Raw genomic sequence first — 19,812 nt, forward strand, 5'->3', positions numbered from 1 at the left:
CGCCAGCCGCGCCCGGCGCAGCCCTGCGCCTTTCGCGCGCAGCAGCCCGCCGTCTTCCCTCCTCTTCGTCCCTGCGCGGGAGCGCATGCCATGAGCGACCTGAATCTCACCCTCTTTCAATGGCTGGCGGCCGGCACGCCGCCGGCGCGGCCCACGCTGTGGCTCGCCACCGCCTTCGCGCTCGGTGGCGCCTGGCTCAGTGCCGGGATCATCGGCGTCGCGATCTGGAAAAAGGCGGCCGACCGGGCCTACCTGTGGATCGTGCTCGCGGCCGCCGGACCCTGCGCCATGCTGTCCCATGCCATCGCGTTGCGCCTGGACCAGCCGCGCCCCTTCGTGCTGGGCCTGGCCCAGGCCTACATCGAGCATGCGGGCCGCGGCTCGCTGCCGAGCACGCATGCGAGCGTGATGTTCCTCGTGGCCGTGGCCTGCCTGCTGCGCCCGAGCCTGCGCGGTGTCGGGCTCGCGCTGCTGGCCTCGGCCATCGTCACGGGCTGGGCGCGCATCTACGTGGGCGTGCATTTCCCGATCGACATCGCCGCCGGCCTCGCCCTGGGCGCGGTGCTCGCGGGTGCGCTCGCCATCGCGCTGCGGCTCGCGCGCCGGCTCCTGCCGGCCGAAGGCGCGGCTCCGGCCACCTGGAGGATGCCGTGAACGCGCAGACATTCTTGCGCCGCGCGCCCGAAGCGGTAGCAGCGGTCGAAGCGGCAGCAGCGGCACCGGCGCCGCTGCCGGCGCCCACGCCCCCCGAAGGGCGAGCGCTCAGCCTCTCCTGCGTGATCCCCTGCTTCAACGAAGGGCCGAACCTGCGCCGGCTGCTGCCGCTGCTGGAGGACATCCTCTGGTCCACGCACATGAGCTGGGAGATCGTGATCGTCGACGACGGCAGCACCGACGACACGGCCGCGGTGGTCGATGCCTGGTGCGAACTGCCCGGCTTCCGCTGCATCTCGCTGTCGCGCAATTTCGGCAAGGAGGCCGCGCTCACCGCGGGACTGGCCGCGGCGGTGGGCGACGTGGTGGTGCTGCTCGACGGCGACCTGCAGCATCCGCCCGAGCTGGTCCATACCATGCTCGCGCAGTGGCGCGCCGGTGCCGAAGTGGTCTATGCCGTGCGCGAGCGGCGCGACGACGAGAGCCCCGTCAAGCGGCTCGGCAGCCGGCTCTTCTATCGGCTGCTCAATGCCTCGGACCGCTTCGCGGTGCCCGAGGACGCGGGCGACTTCCGGCTGATGGACCGCAAGGTGGTCGATGCGCTGATGCGCCTGCCCGAGCGCGGCCGCTTCATGAAGGGCCTGTATGCCTGGGTCGGCTTTCGCGCGGTGGCGCTGCCCTACACGCCGGCGCCGCGCGCCGAGGGCCGCTCCAGTTTCAACATGCGCCGCCTCGTGCTGCTGGCGCTCGACGGGCTCACCGCCTTCACCACCTGGCCGCTGCGCATGGTGAGCGTGGCGGGCCTCGCGATCGCGCTGCCGGCCTTCGCCTATGGCCTTTACCTGTGCGCCGAACGGCTGCTGTTCGGCAATGCGGTCTCGGGCTGGACCACGATCGTGGTGAGCCTGATGTTCTTCATCGGCATCCAGCTGATCTCCACCGGCATCCTCGGCGAGTACATCGCGCGGATCTACGAGGAGTCGAAGGGGCGGCCGCTGTACGTGGTGCGTGGCGAGCGTGGCGGCGGTCTCGCCACGGAGGGTTCATGAGAGCGGACACGCCAGGGCAGGCACGTGTTTTCTGGGTCGGTGTGGTGCTGGTCGCATGGCTGCTGGCGACCTCGGGGGCGCGGTCCCTGATGGCGCCCGACGAAGGCCGCTACGTGGGCGTCGCGCTCGCCATGCTGCATTCGGGCGACTGGCTGGTGCCGCGGCTCGACGGCCTGCCCTTCTTCCACAAGCCGCCGCTGTTCTACTGGATCGGCGCCGCGGCGATGGGCGTGGCGGGGCCGGTCGAATGGGCCGCGCGGCTGCCCTCGGTGTTGGGTGCGAGCGCCGCCGGCATCGCGCTGTTCGCCTTCCTGCGGCGCTGGACCGACGACCGGCTCGCGCTGTGGTCGACGGTGGTGCTCGCCACCACGCCCTACTTCTTCCTCGGCGCGCAGTTCGCCAACCTCGACATGCTGGTGGCCGGCTGCATCTCGGCGACGGTGCTGCTCGCGGCCTGGGCGGTGCTGGCCCACGACGAGGCGCAGCCATGGCGCGGTGCGTTGGCGGGTGCGCATGCCTGCGCCGCGGCCGGGCTGCTCGCCAAGGGGCTGATCGGCCTGCTGCTGCCGTTCCTGGTGCTGCTCGCCTGGTGCGCCTGGACGCGGCGGCTGGGCACGCTGTGGCGGCTGTGCCGCTGGCTGCCCGGCTGGGTGCTGCTGCTCGCGCTCGCGGCGCCCTGGTTCGTGGCGATGCAGCGCGCGTACCCGGACTTCTTCGACTACTTCGTGATCACGCAGCACTTCCGGCGCTTCGCCTCGAGCGGCTTCAACAATGAGCAGCCGTTCTGGTTCTACCTGCCGGTGCTGGCGGGCCTGACCCTGCCCTGGTCGCTCGGCCTGCTGCTGCCGCGCCGGGGGAACGCGGCGCCGGACGTTGGCACCACCGCGCGCGACATCGACCGGCTGATGTGGGCCTGGCTGATCGTCGTCGTGGTCTTCTTCTCGCTGCCGCGTTCCAAGCTCGTCGGCTACGTGCTGCCGGTGCTCGCGCCGCTGGCCTTTCTGGTGGCGCGGCGCATCCTGGCCAGCGGCCTGATGCGCGAGGGACGGGGCCTGAAGGCGGCCGCGGCGGCTGCGATGGCGCTGTGCCTCGCGGGCGTGGGCACGCTGGTCGCGATGCCGCCGCCGGGCGCGCGATTGCGCCTGCCGGCGGACGAGCGCATCGGGCCCGGCGACCAGGTGCTGATGCTCGACAGCTACGTCTACGAGATTCCCTTCTACTGGCAACTGCGCGCGCCGGTGATGGTGCTCGGCGACTGGAAGCAGCAGCCGGAGCGCGACGACTGGCGCAAGGAGCTCGCGGATGCGGCGCGCTTCGACAAGGCCCGGGCCTCGCGGCTGCTGGTCGATGCCTCGCAGCTGCCCGCGATCCTGTGCGCGCCCCGCACCACCTGGCTGGTGGGGCCGAACAATTCGCAGCTCGCGCATCCATGGCTCGCGGGCACGAAGCTGGTGGCGGTCAACGACCGGCTGGCGGTGTGGCGCCATGACGGCGCCACGCGGCGCGGGTCGCACTGCGCGGGCATTCCCGAGGCGGCCCCGAACGCGGACGCGCAGCCATGAGCCCATCGCCACGCGAGGCCACTGCCGAGGGCCCGCGCTCGATCTGCATCTGCGTCGACGACTTCGGCATGGGGCATGCGATCAACGAAGCGGCGCTCGTGCTCGCCGAGCGCGAGCGCATCAGCGCCGTGGGCTGCATGGTGCGGCGCGCCGCATGGCTGTCGGGTGCGCGCCTGCTGCGCCGGCTCGACCGGCAGCGCACCGACATCGGCCTGCACCTGGACCTGACCCGCCCGGCCGTGCCCGGCGGCCGCGAGCCGGGTCTGCTCGGCCTGCTGGTCGCTCCTCGGCTGCGCCCGGCCGCACGGCTGGCGATCCAGGCGGAGATCCGCACCCAGCTCGCGCGCTTCGAGGACGCGATGGGCCGCGCGCCCGCCTTCGTCGACGGCCACCGGCATGTGCACCAGTTCGCGGGCGTGCGCGAGCTGCTGGTCGCGGAACTCGCGCACCGCTATCCGGGCACGCCGCCGTGGCTGCGCAGCACCGAGCCCGGCTGGCGCCACGGCAGCGACGGCTTCAAGGCGGCCGTCATCCACGGCCTGGGCGGCGCGGCGCTCGCGGCGCTGGCGCGCGAGCACGGCATTCCCACCAGCCGGCGCCTGCTCGGCGTCTATGGCTTCTCGGGCGATGGCCAGGCCTATAGCGCGCGCCTGCTGGCCTGGCTCGCGGTGGCCGGGCGCGGCGACGTGCTGATGTGCCATCCCTCGCTGGGCCGGGTGCCCGGCGACCCGCACGGCCCGGCGCGCATGCGCGAGTACGCGGTGCTGCGCGCGCTGGCGCTGCCCGCGGCCGGCGAGCCGGGCGCGATCCGGATCGCGCCGCTGTCGGCGGTGCTCCAGGGCGGCTGAGCGCGCCCGTCGGCGGGAGCGCCGGCGTTGTCCGGTTGCGACGCCTGCGTCCGGCATGCAGACGAAGTTCGTACAATGAGAACTATTCTCAACGAGCTGCGCGGCCTGCCGTCCTCCGATGTCCACCTCCGATGCCTCCGTGCGACTGGTCGCCACGCTGTACGGCGAACACCATTCGTGGCTGCTGCAGATGCTGCGGCGCAAGCTCGGCAACATCGAGAACGCGGCCGACCTGGCGCAGGACACCTTCGCGCGCATCCTGTCGGCCAACGAGACCGGCCCGCTGCGCGAGCCGCGCGCCTACCTCACGACCGTGGCCGGCCGCATCGCGGCGCAGTACTTCCGCCGCCTCGCGCTCGAGCGCGCCTACCTCGACGCGATCGCCCACCTGCCCGAGGCCACGAGCCCGTCGCCCGAGGCACGCCTGCTGGTGCTCGAGGCGCTGGCGGCCGTCAGCCGCGTGCTCGACGGACTGAAGCCGCGCACGCGCGAGGTCTTCCTGTTGTCGCAGCTCGACGGCCTGCCCTATGCCGAGATCGCGCAGCGGCTCGGCGTGTCGATCCACATCGTGCAGAAGGACATGGTGAAGGCCTACGCGCATTGCTACGACGCCGTCTATGGCGGCTGAGATCGGCACGGCGCCGCGGCGCGCGGTCTTCCAGCCCGCGGGCGATGCGCCGCTCGATCGCGCCATCGTCGCGCAGGCGGTCGAATGGCTGGTGCGGCTGCAATCGGGCGCCGCCTCCGCCGCCGAGCGCGCGGCCTGCGAACATTGGCGCGGCGCGCACCCCGACCACGAGCAAGCCTGGCAGCGCGTGCGCGGCCTCGGTGCCGACCTGCGCGACGGCGTGCATGGCCTCGCGCCCGAGACGGCCCGCGGCGCATTGCGCGGCGCCGACGCGGCGCGGCGGCGCTGGGCGCTCAAGGCCTTCGTGCTGGCCGCGAGCGGCGGCGTGGGCACCTGGGCGCTGCGCGACGACATGGCCTGGTGGCGCGCCGACTACCGCACGGCCACCGGCGAACAGCGCAGCGTGCTGCTGCCGGACGGCACGCGCGTGGTGCTGAACACGCGCAGCGCGATCGACGTCGATTTCAGCGCGGCCGAGCGCGGCATCCGCCTGCTCGGCGGCGAGATCATGGTCAGCTCGGGCCACGATGCGGCCGCGCGGCCGCTGGTCGTGCATGCGGGGCCCGGGCGCGTGGTGCCGATCGGCACGCGCTTCCTGGTGCGCGCGCCCGATGCACCCGCCGCGGGCGAGGTCGTCGTGCTCGAAGGCCTGGTCGAGCTCGGCGTGGCCGGCCGCGAAGGCACGCTGCGCCTGCCCGCGGGCCAAGGCGCGCGCTATGCGGCGGATGGCATCTCGGCACCCGAACCCGGCGGCGAGAACGCCGCGGCCTGGACCCAGGGCGTGCTGGTGGTCGAGCGCATGCGGCTCGACGACTTCCTCGCGGAGTTGGGGCGCTACCGCCCGGGCGTGCTGCGCTGCGACCCGGCGGTGGGCGCCATCCTCGTGAGCGGCGCATTTCCGGTCGCTCGGACCGATGCGGTGCTCGACATGCTGGAAGAAACGCTGCCGGTGCGGCGCCGTTCGATCGGTCCCTACTGGACGACGATCGCGGCGCGATAGCGGGGACGACGGGCCGCGAAAAAAAGATCGAAGAAAAACGGCAGGTTTCCAGACCTCGTGCATCAAGCAGGAAGAGACACCCCGCGGCGAAGGCCGCGTGGGACCCCATCTTCCAACGATCACGGAGAGTTCTTCCCATGGCATTCGATGCTCGGTCCGCCGCCCGGACCGGCCCCTTCCCGCTCGCGCCCTTCGCCCGCTCCGGCTGCCTGAGCGCGGCGCTGGCGCTTCTCGGCGCCTCGGCCGTTCCCGTGGGAGCCCAGCCCGCGCCCGTCGCCGAGGCGCCGCGCAGCTATGCCATCGGCGCCGGCTCGCTCGACAGCGTGCTGGGCCGCTTCGGCCGCGAGTCGGGCACCATGATCGCGATCGACCCGACCCTGACGCAGGGCCTCGCGAGTCCCGGCCTGCAGGGCAGCTACGCGGTGCACGAGGCCCTGGCCAGGCTGCTGGCCAGCAGCGGGCTCGAGGCGGTGCCGGGGGCCGGCGGCGGCTGGCGCTTGCGCCGGATCGGCGCGCCGGCCACGGGCGCGAGCGCGCTGCCCGACGCGGCGGCCGAGGCCGCGGCGCGCACCGGCACGCTGGCGCCGGTGGTGGTCAGCGCCCAGCGCGAACGGCTCTACGACGTGCAGGACGTGAACGCCGGCGCGCTCGGCGTGCGCTCGCTGCAGGACCTGCCCTTCGCGGTCGGTTCCTACACCGTCGACACCATCGAGAACCAGCGCGCGCGCACCGCGCTCGACGTGCTGCGCAACGATCCCTCCGTCACGCCCACCTCGGGCTTCTCCTCGTTCGACGGCGTCGCGGTGCGCGGCTTCTCGGCCAACTCCTTCAACAACGTGCGCCGCGACGGCCTGCTGGCGAACATCTACAGCGACGTGCCGCTGGAGAACAAGGAGCGCGTCGACGTGCTCAAGGGGCTGTCGGGCTTCCTGTACGGCGTGGGCGAGCCCAGCGGCATCGTCAACTACGTGCTCAAGCGCCCGACGCGCGAGCGCTTCGCCAGCGTGAGCGCCGAGGTGCGCAGCTACGGCGGGCGCTATGCCAGCGTCGATGCCGGCGGTCCGCTCAACGAGGCCGGCACCGTGGGCTACCGCTTCAATGCCGCGAGCGAGCGGGTCGGCGACTTCACCCATTTCGGCGACCTGCGGCGCGACTTCCTCAGCGGCGCGATGGACATCAAGCTCAACCGCGACGCGCTGCTGCAGCTCGACTTCGACTGGCAGCGCAAGTCGCTGGCCGCCAGCGGCATGATCGGCCCGCGCAGCGACGGCCTGCTGGTGCCCGCGCGCAGCTTCGATCCGCGCACGCTGGTCGGCCAGCCCTGGGGCCAGTACAAGACCGACGCCTGGAACCTCGGCGCGCGGCTGAATTACGCGCTCAGCGAGAACTGGGACCTGACGGCGCAGCTCGCGCTGAGCCGCACCAAGCGCAACGCGATCTTCTTCAACGCCTCGAAGGTGGCGCCGAACGGCGACGTGCTCGCCGGCAACACGCGCTACGAGGGCGAGGCCTATCCCACCACCGCGGGCCAGGTGTTCGCGACCGGGCGCTTCGATACCGGCTCGGTCGGGCACGAGGCGGTCATCGGCTATTCGTACTCGAGCCTGCAGTCGCCCGACGGCGACTACCTGCGCTTCCCGCAGTACATCGGCAACATCTACCGGCCGCTGCCCTACGTCGCGCCCTTCATCCCCGAGGACACGCACCTGCCCGCGAGCAAGGCGCGCCAGAGCAGCCTGTTCGCGAGCGACACGATCTCCTTCGGGCCGAACTGGCAGCTGCTGATCGGCGCGCGCCACATCGACTACAGCAGCGACATCGGCAGCAAGTACGACGGCACGCCGAAGTACACGACCGACGTGACCGTGCCCACGGTGAGCGCGATGTACAAGCCCTCGGAGCGCACCACCTTCTACGCGACCTACGGCGAGGGCTTCGAGCAGGGAGCCTATGCGCCCAGCTATGCCGACAACGCGCTGCAGAAGCTCGGGCCGATCAAGAGCCGGCAGTACGAGGTCGGCGTGAAGAGCCGCGTGCGCGATGGCTTGATGCTGACCGCCGCGGCTTTCGACATGGACAAGCCGCTGCAGGCGGTCTCGCCGGCCGACAACGTCTTCCGCCAGCAGGGCCGCCAGCGGCATCGCGGCGTGGAGTTCACGGCCAATGGCGAGATCACGCCGCAACTCAGTGGCATCGCCGGCGTGTCCTGGCTCGACGCGCAGCAGCGCGAGACCGGTGACCCCGCGCTCGAGGGCCGCCGCCCGAGCAACGTGGCGCGCTTCCAGGCCAACCTGTTCCTCGACTACCGGCTGATGGCGGTGCCGGGGCTGTCGCTCAACACCGGCATCTACCACGTCGGCAACCGGCCGCTGGACCGCGCCAACACGCTGATCGTGCCGAGCTTCACGCGCTGGGACCTGGGCGCGGCCTATGTCACGCGGCTGATGGGCGCGCAATCGATCCTGCGGCTGTCGATCGAGAACGTGACGAACCGGCGTTACTGGAGCTCGGTCAACTACGGCGGCGTGACGCAGGGCAATCCGCGCATCGTCCGGTTGTCGATGACGGCCAATTTCTGACGGAGGCCCGCATGAAGATCGATGCAAGAGGTGGCCTGCGGTACATCGCCCTGGCGCTCGCGGCCCTGTGCTGCGGCGCGTCGTTGGCCCACGGCGTGTGGGTCGCGCAGCGCGCGGGCGAGCTGGCCGTGGTGCTCGGCGAAGGCGCGCTCGACGAGGCCTACGAGCCGCGGCAGCTGCGCGAGACGAAGGCCTTCACCGCCACCGGTGCGCCGTCGCAGGTGCAGGTGTCGGCGCGTGCGCGCAACGCGGTGGTCGAGCCGGCGAAGGACGCGGCCGTGCTGTGGGTGGCGCTCGAGGACGGCTTCTGGTCGCAGGGCCGCGACGGCAAGTGGGTCAGTGGCTCGCGCCTGCAGGTGCCCGATGCGCGCAAGGCCGGGCACTACATGAAGTACGGCACGACCCTGCTCGCGCCGGTCCGCCTGCCCTTCGCGCCGATCGGCGCCGAGCTGGAGATCGTGCCGCTGGCCGACCCCTTCGCGCTGCGGCGCGGCCAGCGCCTCGCGGTGCGCGTGCTGTCGAAGGGTCGGCCGGTGGCGGGTGTCGAGGTGATCGGCGATTTCACGGGCAACACCGCAGGGCCGCGCGTGAAGACGGACCGCGCGGGCCGCGCCACGCTCACGCTGGGCAGCAGCGGCCTCAACGTGATCGCGGCCTCGCTGGTGCGCCCGCGCGGCGACAGGAGCGAGGCCGACGAGGACGGGTTCGAAGCCACCCTCGCCTTCGTGCTGCCGCGCGCCGGCCACTGAATTGCGCGGGGCCAGGTAGCCACAAGGCACTACAATGCGAAGGATTCCTATTTAGAAACAGAGGGCGGCAGCAGGTCTGCACGAGAAAGCGCATGGTGGTCGGCGAATCAGCCCTGCAGCGGGAGGTCCACGCGCTCTACAGCGATCACCACGGGTGGCTCTGCGGGTGGCTGCGGAGCCGGCTCGGCAACAGCTGCGACGCGGCGGACATCGCGCACGACACCTTCATGCGCGTGTGGACCGGCTACCGCGCCGATGCCATTCCGCCGCTGCGCGAGCCGCGCGCCTACCTCACGACCGTGGCGCGGCGCCTGATGGTCAATCACTTCGAGCGCCAGTCGCTCGAGCGCGCCTACCTGGCCTCGCTGGCCCTGCTGCCCGAGTCGCTGGTGCCCTCGGTCGAGGAACGCGCCATCCTGCTCGAAACGCTGCACGAGCTCGATGCCCTGCTCGACGAACTGCCGCCGCCGGTGCGCACCGCCTTCCTGATGTCGCAGCTCGAAGGCTTGTCCTATGACGAGATTGCCGCGCGGCTCAAGCTCAGCGTGCGCACCGTCACGCGCTACATGGCGCAGGGGTTCCGGCAATGCCTGCGGCTGATGCTGGCGCAGGGCGCATGAGACCCGCGGGCGCCCCGGTCGATCCCCGGCTGCTCGACGAAGCCGCGCAGTGGCTCGCGCGCCTGCATGCCGGGCGCCCGAGCGCGGCCGACCTGCGGGGCTGCGAGGCATGGCGCAACCAGAGCCCCGAGCACCAGCGCGTCTGGCAGAGCGCCGAACAGTTGAGCCGCCGCTTCGGCGCGGTGCCCGCGGCCGTGGGCATGCCGGTGCTCGACCGGCGCCGGGACGCGGCCGGCCGGCGCGCGCTGTTGCGCACGGTGGCGCTGCTGCTCGGCGTGCCATCGGCGGCGTGGATCGGCTATCGCACCCTGCCCTGGCAGGCGATCGGCGCGGACGTCAGCACCGCCACCGGCGAGCGCAGGCACCTGACGCTGCCCGACGGCAGCGGGCTGGACCTCAACACCGCATCGGCCGTGAGCCTGGACTTCGACGACACGCAGCGGCTGCTGCGCCACCGGGCCGGGGAGATCCTCATCGAGACCGCGCCGGACGCACGCCCCTTCCTCGTCCAGACCGCGCATGCCAGCCTGCGCGCGCTGGGCACGCGCTTCGTGGTGCGCAGCGACGACGCGCGCGGCCGGCTCAGCGTGCTCGAAGGCGCGGTCGAGATCCGGCCCGCGCGGGATCCGGGCGCACCCGTCATCGTGCCCGCGGGGCGCCAGGCTTTCTTCAGCGCGACGACCGTGTCGGCGCCGCGCGCGCTGGCGGCCGGCGCCGATGCCTGGGCCCGCGGCGTGCTCTATGCCGAGGAGATGCGGCTCGCGGACTTCGCGGCCGAGCTCGCGCGCTACCGCAGCGGCGCCCTGCATTGCGATCCGGCGGCGGCCGAGATCCGGGTCTCTGGCGCCTTCCAGCTCGACGACACGGACCGAATCCTGGAACTGCTGGCCCGGACCTTGCCGGTGCGCATCGAATCCAGAACGCGCTACTGGGTGACCATCGCCGCGCGTTGACCGACCCGACCACCACCCCCCTTTGGCCCGCCACCCCGGCGGGTTCTTTTTTTTGCGCCGCCCTGTCCGGTTTTCGCGGCTCGCCTGTCATGCAGGACGAGACCCGCTTTCAACGACCGACGACAGGACCCCTCTTCATGACCGAACGGCCCCGCCCTTCCGCTTCCCGAACCCTCCGCGCGGCGCCGCCGCGCCCGCTCGTGCGCAGCGTGCGCGGCGCGCTGTGCCTGCTCGGCCTGTGCGGCACGCTGGCCGCGCCGCTGGCCCGGGCCGCCGATCCCGCCGTGGCCCAGGCTCCCGCACGCTACGACATTCCCGCCGGCCCGCTGGGCCCGGCGCTGCTGAATTTCGCGGGCCAGGCCGGCGTCAACCTCAGCATGGACCTGGGACGCACGCGCGGCCTCTCGACGCCGGGCCTGCGCGGCGCGTTCGCAGTGCAGGAAGGCTTCGACCGCCTGCTGGCCGGCAGCGGCCTGCGCACGCGCGCGCTGGGCGGCGGCAACTTCACGCTGGAGGCCGCCGATGCGGCGGCACCGGCCAGCCGTCCCACGCCTTCGGGTGCCGCAGCGCCAGCCGTCGAACCCGCGATCCCGGGCGATGCGCTGGCACCGATCACGGTGACCGACCGCACGCAGAGCAACCTGATGGCGCCCACGCGCCAGGTCACGGTGATCGAGCGCCAGGAGCTCGAGGGCCTGCGCCAGGGTTCCGACAGCGTGGCCACCCTGCTGAGCAAGGTGGTGCCGGGCATGGCCGACTCCAGCCACACCATCACCGACTATGGCCAGACCCTGCGCGGACGCAACATGCTGGTGCTGGTCGACGGCATCCCGCTCAACACCAACCGCGATTCCTCGCGCAACCTGGCCAACGTCAACCCGGCCGACGTCGAGCAGATCGAGGTGCTGCGCGGCAGCAGCGCGATCTACGGCAGCGGCGCGGCCGGCGGCATTGTCTCCATCCGCACGCGCCAGCCCGACGGACAGACACGCGCCGAGACCACGGTGACCGGCGTGACGCCGCTGTCGCGCATCGGCTCGGCGGGCTTCGGCGGCGAGGTGCAGCACTACCTGTCGGGCGCGGGCGAGAAGATCGACTACACGCTGAGCCTCGGCGCGCGCCGCGTCGGCGCCTCCTACGACGCGCGGGGCAACCGCATCGCGCCCGAGCCGAGCCAGGGCGACCTGTTCGACTCGAACATCTACAGCGCCTCGGCCAAGATCGGCTGGCGCATCGATGCGAACCAGCGGCTGCAGCTGTCCGCGAGCCACTACGACGCGAAGCAGGACACCGACTACGGCTCCGACCCCTCGGTGGCGAAGCTGCCCGCGGGCAGCACCGCGGCCCGGCCGCTGCGCGGGCTGCAGCTGGCCGAGCAGAACCGCGTGAAGAACACGCTGGTCGGCATCGATTACCAGCACCGCGACATCGCCGGCAGCTCGCTGGCCGCGCAGTTCTACTACCGCGACTTCTTCACCCGCTTCGCGCCCTTCGATGCGCGTGGCGTGTCGGTGCGCGGCGCCAACGTGGACCAGGTGACGCAGAACTCCGAGGTCTACGGCGGCCGGCTGACCATCAAGACGCCGCTGGGCGCGGACAGGAAGACGCAACTGACCTGGGGCGCCGACTTCAACCAGGAGCGCAGCGACATGCCGCTGGACGTGTTCGATCCGCGCCTGTACGACCTGAGCGGCGGCCTGCGCTTCCTCAAGGCCGGCTCGCGCATCTTCATGCCGCCGATCACCACGCGCAGCCTCGGCGGCTTCGCCCAGCTGCAGCACCGCTTCGACGACCGGTGGTCGGTCGAAGGCGGCGTGCGCTACGACCGCGCCCGCACGCGTTTCGACAGCTTCGTGCCGCTGTCGCAATCGCGCGTGGCCAACCCGCGCCCGGTCAACGGCGGCGCGGTCGACTACAAGGGCTGGACCTACAACGCGGGCCTGGTCTTCAACCCGACCAAGGCGCACGACCTCTACCTGTCGTACAGCCAGGGCTTCGAGCTGCCCGACATCGGCCTGCAGGTGCGCAATGCCACGCCGACCTTCAACATCGCGGGCTCCGACCTGCAACCGGTCAAGACCGACACCTTCGAGCTCGGATGGCGCGGCCGCTTCTCCAACGTGGTCGCGAACCTCGCGGCCTTCCAGTCGCAGTCGGACCTCGGCGCCGTGCAGAGCTTCAACAACGGCCTGAACCTGCTGCGCACCAAGGAGCGCATCCATGGCCTCGAAGGCGCGCTCGACTACTTCAGCGACGACGAGCGCTGGGCCCTGGGCGGCAGCTTCACCTGGATGAAGGGCCGCGAGCTGCCGCAGGGTGCCGCGCGCTACCAGGACATGACCGGCTACCGCATCCCGCCGCTCAAGCTGACGGCCTACGTCGAGTACAAGCCCGACGGCCGGTGGAGCCACCGGCTGCAGGCGACTTCGTATTCGGGCAAGGATTACCGCCTCGATGGCGTGAGCAGCTTCGGGCGCCGCGACACCAGCGGCTACACCACGGTCGACCTGATCAGCCGCTGGAAGATCGACGACAAGAACAGCCTGGCGATCGGCGTGGAGAACCTCTTCAACCGGAAGTACTTCCCGCTCTACAGCCAGCTGCTTCGCAGCAACAACAACACGAGCCGCCTGCCGGCGCCCGGTGCCGTGCTGAAGCTGAGCTACACGCACCGCTGGTGAGGCGGTTCGGCGGCAACGCGAAGCTCAGTCGTCCCGCGCTTCGCGGCAGGCTTCGCAGAGCACCTGCACTTCGACGGCCTCCACCGAGGCCGCCGGCACGTGGGCCTTGCAGGCATCGGCGATGAGCCGCGACAGCAGGCCCGTGCCCCGGAGGTCGACCCAGCGTCGGCAGCCGGTGCAGACCAGCCGGCCCGCGGCGTCGCAGGCATCGCTGTCGGGCAGGCTGTAGGTCGAGACGGCGCGGCCGTTGCGCTCCACCAGCAGGTGCTGGATCGCGCCCTCGGCCGCCAGCCGCTTGAGCGCCGAATAGATGGCCGACATGTTCATCGGCGTGCCCCGTTGCGTGAGCCTGCGGTGCAGGTCGCGCGGATGCAGGTTGCCGCCCTCGGACTCGGCCATGGCCGCGAGGATGCGCTCGTGCTGCAGCTGGTTGCGGTCGGTGACGCCGGAGTGCGGTCCGAACGCCGGATGGCGCAGGCCCGCCTTGCGGTTGACGAGGCGGGTCATCGCGTCGGGCCGCCACGGCGGGCTCGTGGGTGGATTCATCATCGGGCTCCTGAAACCTTCGGCTCGCAGGCGGACACGGCCGGCGGGCGATGAAGCCCGCCGGCCGCGCGCATCAGAACTTCGCGTTCAGCGACACGCGGAACGAACGCGGCGCGCCCGGCGTGATGTTGGTGTTGCTGTTCGCGTTGAGGAAGTACTTGCGGTTGAACAGGTTCTCGACGTTCAGCTGCATCTGCACGTTGCGGTTGAGCGTGAAGAACACGGCCGCGTCGACGCGCGTGTAGCCCGGCAGCACCACGTTCGGGAACGGTGCCGCGTTGGTCACGATCTGCTCGCTCGACGCGAACATCTTGGCCTGGTGGATCACGCCCGCACCCGCGCCCCACATCGGCGAGAAGTCGTAGCGGTTCCACAGCGCGAAGGTGTGCTTGGGCACCTGGCCCACGCGCGCGCCGGCGCGGATCGTGGCCGAGGTGTCGGCCTTGAACTTGGCGTCGGTGTAGGAGTAGCCGCCCGAGACGCTCCAGGCCGGCGTGATGTTGCCGCTCAAGCCGAGCTCGAAGCCCTGGGTGCGCTGGCCGTCGCTGAGGATGGTGCGCGCGCCGGTCGGGTCGGTCGGGTCGAGCACCACCACGTTGGAGCGGTCGAGGCGGTAGAGCGCGGCGGTGGCCGCGAGCGCGGGCAGCACGTCCCACTTGGCGCCGATCTCGTAGTTCTTGAACTTCTCGGGCTTGAGCGCCGACGAGCTCAGCGTGAGCGAGGACAGCTGGTCGCCCGCGCGCGGCTGGTAGGCGATGCTGTAGTTCGCGTACAGCGACAGCGGCTCGACCGGCTTGTAGATCACGCCCAGGCGCGGCGACACGAGGTCGTCGTTGGTCTTGAAGCGGTCGCCATTGCGGTTGTTCTGGAAGTCGACGCGGAAGCGGTCGTAGCGCAGGCCCGCGATCAGCTGGAACTGTGGGCTCAGCTCGATCTGGTCCTGCACGTAGAGGGCCGCGACCTTGGCGGTGCCGCTGTTGTTGGCATCGGTGGCGGACTGGCGGTAGAACACCGGCGCGTAGGTCGTCGGCAGCCACAGCGGCACGTTCACGCTGGTGGCCGTGTTGTTGAAGTAGCCGGTGTTGCGGAAGTTGTCGGTGTCCTGCTTGCCGATCTCCGCGCCCACGAGGAACTTGTGCTTCACCGCGCCGGTGTTCAGCGTGAAGCTGACGTCGGTCTGGTTGAAGAAGCTCTTGCGCGTGGTCGCGTTGTCGTAGGCACTGATCGCCACCGTGGTGCCGAGCGCGTTGACCGCGCCGGGGAACACGTTGCGGTAGAACTTGTCCTGCTCGGACCAGCGCGTGCGGTTGCGCAGCACCACGCCGTTGTCGAACTCGTGCTCGACCAGCGCGTTGAAGGCGTCGAGCGAGGACCAGGTCGGGCTGCCGGCCGCGTTGCCGAAGAAGGTCGAGGGATCGGTGACCACCGGCACGCCGCGGAACGAGGTGATGCCGCGGTCGGCGATACGGTTGTCCTTGAAGTGCTCGTAGCCCAGCGTCACCAGCGTCTTCGCGCTCGGGCGCCAGCTCAGCGTCGGGTTGATGCCCGAGCGCTCGAGCCAGACGCCGTCGCGATAGCTCTTGGAGTTCTCGTACAGGCCGTTGAGGCGGAACGACAGCTGGTCGTTGATCGGCTGGTTGATGTCGGCCGTCAGGCGGCGGTTGCTGTGCGAGCCCAGCGTGACCGAGGCGCCGTAGGACGGTGTCCACTCGGGCTGCTTGCTCACGCGGTTGATCAGCCCGCCGGTGGCGCCGCGGCCGAAGATCATCGCGTTCGGGCCCTTGAACACTTCCACGCGCTCGATGTTGTAGAGGTCGCGGTAGTACTGGACGTCGTCGCGGATGCCGTCGATGAAGAAGTCGCCGGTGGTGCTGATGCCGCGGAAGATCGGCGTCTCGCGGTTGCCCTCGCCCTGCGCGAAGCCCACGCCCGGCACGTAGCGCGCGGCCTCGGCAATGCTCTGCACCGCGCGGTCGCGCAGCTCGTCGCTGGTCACCACGCTGATCGACTGCGGCGTGTCGCGCAGCGGCGTGTCGGTCTTGGTGGCGGTGGTGCTGCGCTTGGCGGCATAGCCCTGCTCGGTGCCCGTGACGGTGATGGGCGGCAGCGAGTCGCTGCCGCCGGCGGTCTGCGACCAGGCGGTGGATGCGCCGAGGGCCAGGGTGGCGCCGGCGGTGAGCAGGTGAATCGCCCGGACGACGGCGCTGGGCGCGATCGCGGGTGCCATGCCCGGAAGGCGCGGGCTGCGTGACTTGTTCATTTGGAACTGATGAAGGGAAGAGAAGGCGCATTCGCGCCGGCTGCGAAAGAGCGCATCGCCGCTGCCACCTCCCCCTTCTGATCGCGGCCGCGAAAGAGACGGAAATACGAACGATTCGCAATTTCGAGCAAATGTAGAAGCAGGTAGTAGTACTGTCAAGTGCTACTGATTCGGCGCGATGCGAGTCATCCGAGCCAGGTTCAAGGGAGAGAAACGGAAGGCGTCGGCTCTGAAAGCCAAGGGTCAGTAGTCTTCAGGAGAACTACTTTGGTGTTGGGGAAATGCCACGCAAGCGCGCACGGCCGCCCCTCCGGCGAGTCCCGGATCCAGGCGAATCGAAGGGTTCAGGAGGGCTTGGTCGGGGTCTTCTCGACCCGCGCGGAGCGCACGCCGCTGATCTGGCCGCGCACGACCTTCCAGAAGTTCTTGGTGCCGTCGAGCAGGCGCCAGGCGTTCGAACGGTGCGCGAGCACGCCGACCTCGGGCAGCACGTCGCGCAGGTTCTTCAGGCCGAGGATCTTCAGGTACTTGCGCACGGTGGTCGGGCTGTGGATCAGCAGCACCACGCGCCAGCCGTAGTGGCGCCCGAGCAGCAGCATGCCGATCGCGCTTTCGAGGTCGTCGAGGTCGCCGTTGAACTCGTCGACGGCCCGGTCGACGATGCTGAGAATTTCTTGATCGTTCACGGCCACGGCGATACCCCTGAGTGCTGCTGAGCGCTGTTTCTGTTGTCGAAGGCGCGACGGCAGTGTCGCACGCGGCCGTTCGAGGAGGGCCATGCGATACTTTAACAATGAGAATCGTTGTCATCTCGACGCCGCACGGATCCATCGATGTTTGACGCCTTCGCCATCACCCTGCGCGAGCTGGCCGAACTGATCCTGATCGTGGGCTCGCTGCATGTCTGCCTGCGCGAATCCCGCCGTCTGTCGCTGCTCAAGTACGTCGGCTGGGGCCTGGGCCTGGGGCTCGCGCCGGCCGCGGCGCTGTCGGTGCTGCTGATGGATGCCTCCGTCGACCGCAACGTCAGCGCCGGCCTCAGCACCCTGATGGCGATCGGCATCCTGTTCATGGCCACGAGCATGGGCGCCTCGGTGCGGCAGATCCGCGGCCGTGTCCACCTGTTCCACGAGGCCTGGCTCGACAGCCGGGCCGCGCCCTTCCTGGTCATCGCCTTCGTGGCGCTGTCGGCCTTTCGCGAATCGCTCGAGATCGCGGTCTTCGTGCGCGCGATCGGCGCGCGCGCCGGCATGGTGGATGCCGCGCTGGGCGTGCTGCTGGGCGTGGCGGCCACCGGGCTGCTGCTGCCCGCGTGGAAGTGGCTGCACCTGCGCGCGCGGCTGCTGCAGGCGTTCCGCGTCTCGGCGCTGCTGCTGGCCCTGCTCGCGATCCAGCTGCTGCTCTACAGCGTGGCCGACCTGCTGCGCATTCCCGAGCTGCGCGACGACGGCGTGGCCTGGGCGCTGACCGTGGCGCCCTTCTTCGAGGAGGGCGCGCGCCATGCCTGGCTGTGCGCCGTGCTGATGCTGCCGCCGCTCTACTGGGTGCTGCGCGGCTGGTGGTCGGAGACGGCCGCGCGCGTCGAGTAGTTCAGTCCGGCGCGCCCGCGCTGCAGCGGTTGCACGCGATCCACACCACGATGTCCTCCTTCGAGGCCACGGGCAGCCCTTGGTCGGCCCCGACCTTCGCGACCTGCTCGCGCAACTGGATGTCGTCGGCGACCACGCTGGCACCGCAGCTTCGGCACTGGAAGCGGATGCGCGACGAGGCGCTCTCCTCGCCATAGAGGTAGGTGAACACGGGCCGCCCGCGCACCTGCCGCACCCGCCGTTCGATCACCCGCTTCTTCTCGAGCAGGTGCAGCGTCCGGTACACGCGCGACACCGCGGCGGCATTCGATTCCTCGACGCCGCGCGGATAGAGCTCCTGGGCCGTGCAGGCCTGGCCCGCGTTCGACATCAGCCGGCCGAGGATCTGCAGGCGCTCGGGGTTGACGCGAATGTCCGCGTCCTCGAGGCGGCGCTGAATGGCGGCGTCGTCGAGCGTTGCTTCCCGGTGTTTTTCAGCAGGCATGGGCATGGTCGATGGGGCTATACGGTGGCCGCCGCGGTGCGGCGCGCTCTCCAAAAGCATGATGCAGCGCAGTTGCAAAACTGCCGGACGGATTGAAAACAGCAGGTAAAGATGGCCGCAGCCGCATGATCGGTTCAGCGCAGGCGGTCGGCGCGCAGCCGCTGCCGGTCGTCGGTGAGGGAGCGCGCCGCCAGGTAGACCGCGCCGGCTGCCGCCACGCCGCCGGCACCTGTGAGCAGGAACAGCAGCAGGATCTGGTACTTCGCGGCTTCGACCGGGTCCATGCCCGCGAGCAGCTGGCCGGTCATGATGCCGGGCAAGGTGATCACGCCGGCCGCCGACATCTGGTTGACGATCGGGATCATCCCCTTGCGGATGGACGAGCGGATCAGCGCCGCCATCGCCTGGTGAATGGTCGCGCCCAGCGCCAGCCGGGCCTCGATGCGCGCGCGCCCCGCGGTCACGCCTTCGAAGAAGCTGTCGAGGCCCAGGCTGGCCGAATTGAGCACGCTGCCGAGCACGATGCCCATCAGCGGGATCGCATAGCGCGGGTCGTACCAGGGCTGCGGCCGGATCGCGGTCATCAGCGCCAGCACCACCGTCGCCACGCTCGACACGCCCACGGCCGCCGCGCCGATGCCGAAGTTGCCGCCGCCGCGCAGCCGGTGCGCGGGCCGCACCGCCACCTCGCGCGCCGCGGCCAGGATCATCAGCAGCACGATGGCCAGGGTGGCGCCCGGCGAAGCCGCCGCGAACACGAAGCGCAGCACCAGTCCCACCAGCAGCAACTGCACCACCATGCGCGCGGCCGCCCACAGCACCTGCCGATGCAGTTGCAGCCCCAGCAGCAGCGAGGCGAGCGCGTTCAGCAGCACGAGCACCGTGGCCAGCACGAGGTCGGTGGCGTCGAGATGGATAGGGCTCATGCGACGCTCCCCGCCGGCTGCAGCCGGCCCGCGTTCAGTTCGAGATGACGTGCCGCGACGCGCGCGGCCTGCTCGTGGGAATGCGTGACCCAGAGCAGCGTCAGCCCCGCGGCCTGTTCGCGCGCCAGCAGCGCTTCGACCGCGAGCGTGGTGGCGGGGTCGAGCGAGGCGGTGGGTTCGTCGAGCAGCAGCACCATGGGGCGGTGCGCGAGCGAGCGCAGCAGGGCCAGCCGCTGGCGCTCGCCGGTCGACAGCCGCGCGATGTCGGCCTGCAGCACGTCGCGTGGCAAGCCCAGCTCCGCGATCCATCCCGCGAGCACGTCGCGATCGAGGCCGGCCGGGAAGTGCTCGGCCACGCCCATGCCCCACCACGCCGGCTCCGCCGCCTGGTAGATCACGCGCCGGCGCCACTCGGGGCCCGACAGCGCCGCGCGATCGATGCCGTCGAGCACCACGCGGCCCTCGCCCGGGTCGAGGTCGGCCACCAGCCGCAGGAACACGCTCTTGCCCGAACCCGAGGGGCCGAGGATGGCGATGCATTCGCCGCGCGCGGCCTGCAGCGCGATGGGGCCGACGTGCAACGCACGCAGGCCCTCGATGGACAGGTGGGCCAGGCCGGGGGCGGAAGGACGGGAAAGCTCGGGCATGCGCGAAAGAATGGCCAAAGCCCCGAGCTTGCCGATC

At 71.0% G+C, this 19,812-nt stretch carries 18 protein-coding genes; 12 read left to right on the top strand and 6 right to left on the bottom strand.

Translation table 11 applies throughout. From position 1 onward, the window contains the following. Positions 1-90: 90 nt before the first annotated feature. From AC07PU_RS04055 to AC07PU_RS04105, 11 genes are all read left to right on the top strand, one after another. Complete coding sequence (locus AC07PU_RS04055; protein ID WP_495315436.1) at positions 91-654, top strand: phosphatase PAP2 family protein; 564 nt, start codon at positions 91-93, stop codon at positions 652-654. Further along, positions 651-1,703: a glycosyltransferase family 2 protein gene (locus AC07PU_RS04060; RefSeq protein WP_495315438.1), complete on the top strand. Its 1,053-nt coding sequence runs from the start codon at positions 651-653 to the stop codon at positions 1,701-1,703. Before AC07PU_RS04055 ends, AC07PU_RS04060 begins: the two co-directional genes overlap by 4 nt. After that, on the top strand, positions 1,700-3,265 hold the full coding sequence (locus AC07PU_RS04065; RefSeq protein ID WP_495315440.1) for an ArnT family glycosyltransferase: 1,566 nt from the start codon (positions 1,700-1,702) through the stop codon (positions 3,263-3,265). The genes AC07PU_RS04060 and AC07PU_RS04065 overlap by 4 nt, the downstream gene beginning before the upstream one ends. Beyond that, entirely contained in the window at positions 3,262-4,113 is an 852-nt protein-coding gene (locus tag AC07PU_RS04070) for a ChbG/HpnK family deacetylase (protein WP_495315442.1), read from the top strand. Before AC07PU_RS04065 ends, AC07PU_RS04070 begins: the two co-directional genes overlap by 4 nt. A gap of 118 nt (positions 4,114-4,231) precedes the next feature. Then, a complete protein-coding gene (locus AC07PU_RS04075) occupies positions 4,232-4,741 on the top strand; it encodes a sigma-70 family RNA polymerase sigma factor (RefSeq protein ID WP_093349881.1) in 510 nt (169 codons plus the stop codon). Next, entirely contained in the window at positions 4,731-5,741 is a 1,011-nt protein-coding gene (locus tag AC07PU_RS04080; protein WP_495315444.1) for a FecR domain-containing protein, read from the top strand. The genes AC07PU_RS04075 and AC07PU_RS04080 overlap by 11 nt, the downstream gene beginning before the upstream one ends. Positions 5,742-5,878: 137 nt before the next feature. Next, positions 5,879-8,320: a TonB-dependent siderophore receptor gene (locus AC07PU_RS04085; protein ID WP_495315446.1), complete on the top strand. Its 2,442-nt coding sequence runs from the start codon at positions 5,879-5,881 to the stop codon at positions 8,318-8,320. 11 nt (positions 8,321-8,331) lie between these two features. Continuing rightward, positions 8,332-9,069: a DUF4198 domain-containing protein gene (locus AC07PU_RS04090; protein WP_495315448.1), complete on the top strand. Its 738-nt coding sequence runs from the start codon at positions 8,332-8,334 to the stop codon at positions 9,067-9,069. 92 nt (positions 9,070-9,161) lie between these two features. Beyond that, the gene (locus AC07PU_RS04095) at positions 9,162-9,689 is read left to right on the top strand and encodes a sigma-70 family RNA polymerase sigma factor (RefSeq protein ID WP_093349891.1); all 528 of its coding nucleotides are present in this window, start codon (positions 9,162-9,164) and stop codon (positions 9,687-9,689) included. Next, entirely contained in the window at positions 9,686-10,642 is a 957-nt protein-coding gene (locus AC07PU_RS04100; RefSeq protein ID WP_495315450.1) for a FecR domain-containing protein, read from the top strand. Before AC07PU_RS04095 ends, AC07PU_RS04100 begins: the two co-directional genes overlap by 4 nt. Before the next feature lie 137 nt (positions 10,643-10,779). After that, the gene (locus AC07PU_RS04105) at positions 10,780-13,323 is read left to right on the top strand and encodes a TonB-dependent receptor (RefSeq protein ID WP_495315452.1); all 2,544 of its coding nucleotides are present in this window, start codon (positions 10,780-10,782) and stop codon (positions 13,321-13,323) included. Positions 13,324-13,347: 24 nt separating this feature from the next. On the opposite strand, the gene AC07PU_RS04110 is transcribed toward AC07PU_RS04105, so the two are convergent. The 3 genes from AC07PU_RS04110 to AC07PU_RS04120 form a co-directional block, all read right to left on the bottom strand. After that, the gene (locus AC07PU_RS04110; protein WP_495315454.1) at positions 13,348-13,869 is read right to left on the bottom strand and encodes a hypothetical protein; all 522 of its coding nucleotides are present in this window, start codon (positions 13,867-13,869) and stop codon (positions 13,348-13,350) included. A 73-nt stretch (positions 13,870-13,942) separates the two neighbouring features. Further along, a complete protein-coding gene (locus tag AC07PU_RS04115) occupies positions 13,943-16,129 on the bottom strand; it encodes a TonB-dependent receptor (RefSeq protein ID WP_495315456.1) in 2,187 nt (728 codons plus the stop codon). A gap of 344 nt (positions 16,130-16,473) precedes the next feature. Further along, on the bottom strand, positions 16,474-16,815 hold the full coding sequence (locus AC07PU_RS04120; RefSeq protein WP_093350187.1) for a hypothetical protein: 342 nt from the start codon (positions 16,813-16,815) through the stop codon (positions 16,474-16,476). Positions 16,816-16,962: 147 nt separating this feature from the next. Between AC07PU_RS04120 and AC07PU_RS04125 the strand changes: the two genes are divergently transcribed. Next, a complete protein-coding gene (locus AC07PU_RS04125) occupies positions 16,963-17,718 on the top strand; it encodes an FTR1 family protein (protein ID WP_495315459.1) in 756 nt (251 codons plus the stop codon). A gap of 1 nt (position 17,719) precedes the next feature. Here AC07PU_RS04125 and AC07PU_RS04130 read toward each other — a convergent pair whose 3' ends face one another. The 3 genes from AC07PU_RS04130 to AC07PU_RS04140 all read right to left on the bottom strand — a co-directional run bounded on the left by AC07PU_RS04130 (position 17,720) and on the right by AC07PU_RS04140 (position 19,775). Then, a complete protein-coding gene (locus AC07PU_RS04130; protein ID WP_495315461.1) occupies positions 17,720-18,202 on the bottom strand; it encodes a transcriptional repressor in 483 nt (160 codons plus the stop codon). Positions 18,203-18,336: 134 nt separating this feature from the next. After that, entirely contained in the window at positions 18,337-19,128 is a 792-nt protein-coding gene (locus AC07PU_RS04135) for an ABC transporter permease (RefSeq protein ID WP_490877875.1), read from the bottom strand. After that, positions 19,125-19,775: an ABC transporter ATP-binding protein gene (locus AC07PU_RS04140; RefSeq protein ID WP_495315463.1), complete on the bottom strand. Its 651-nt coding sequence runs from the start codon at positions 19,773-19,775 to the stop codon at positions 19,125-19,127. Before AC07PU_RS04140 ends, AC07PU_RS04135 begins: the two co-directional genes overlap by 4 nt. Positions 19,776-19,812: the final 37 nt, after the last annotated feature.

It is taken from the genome of Variovorax sp. GW821-FHT10D07 (assembly GCF_059415325.1).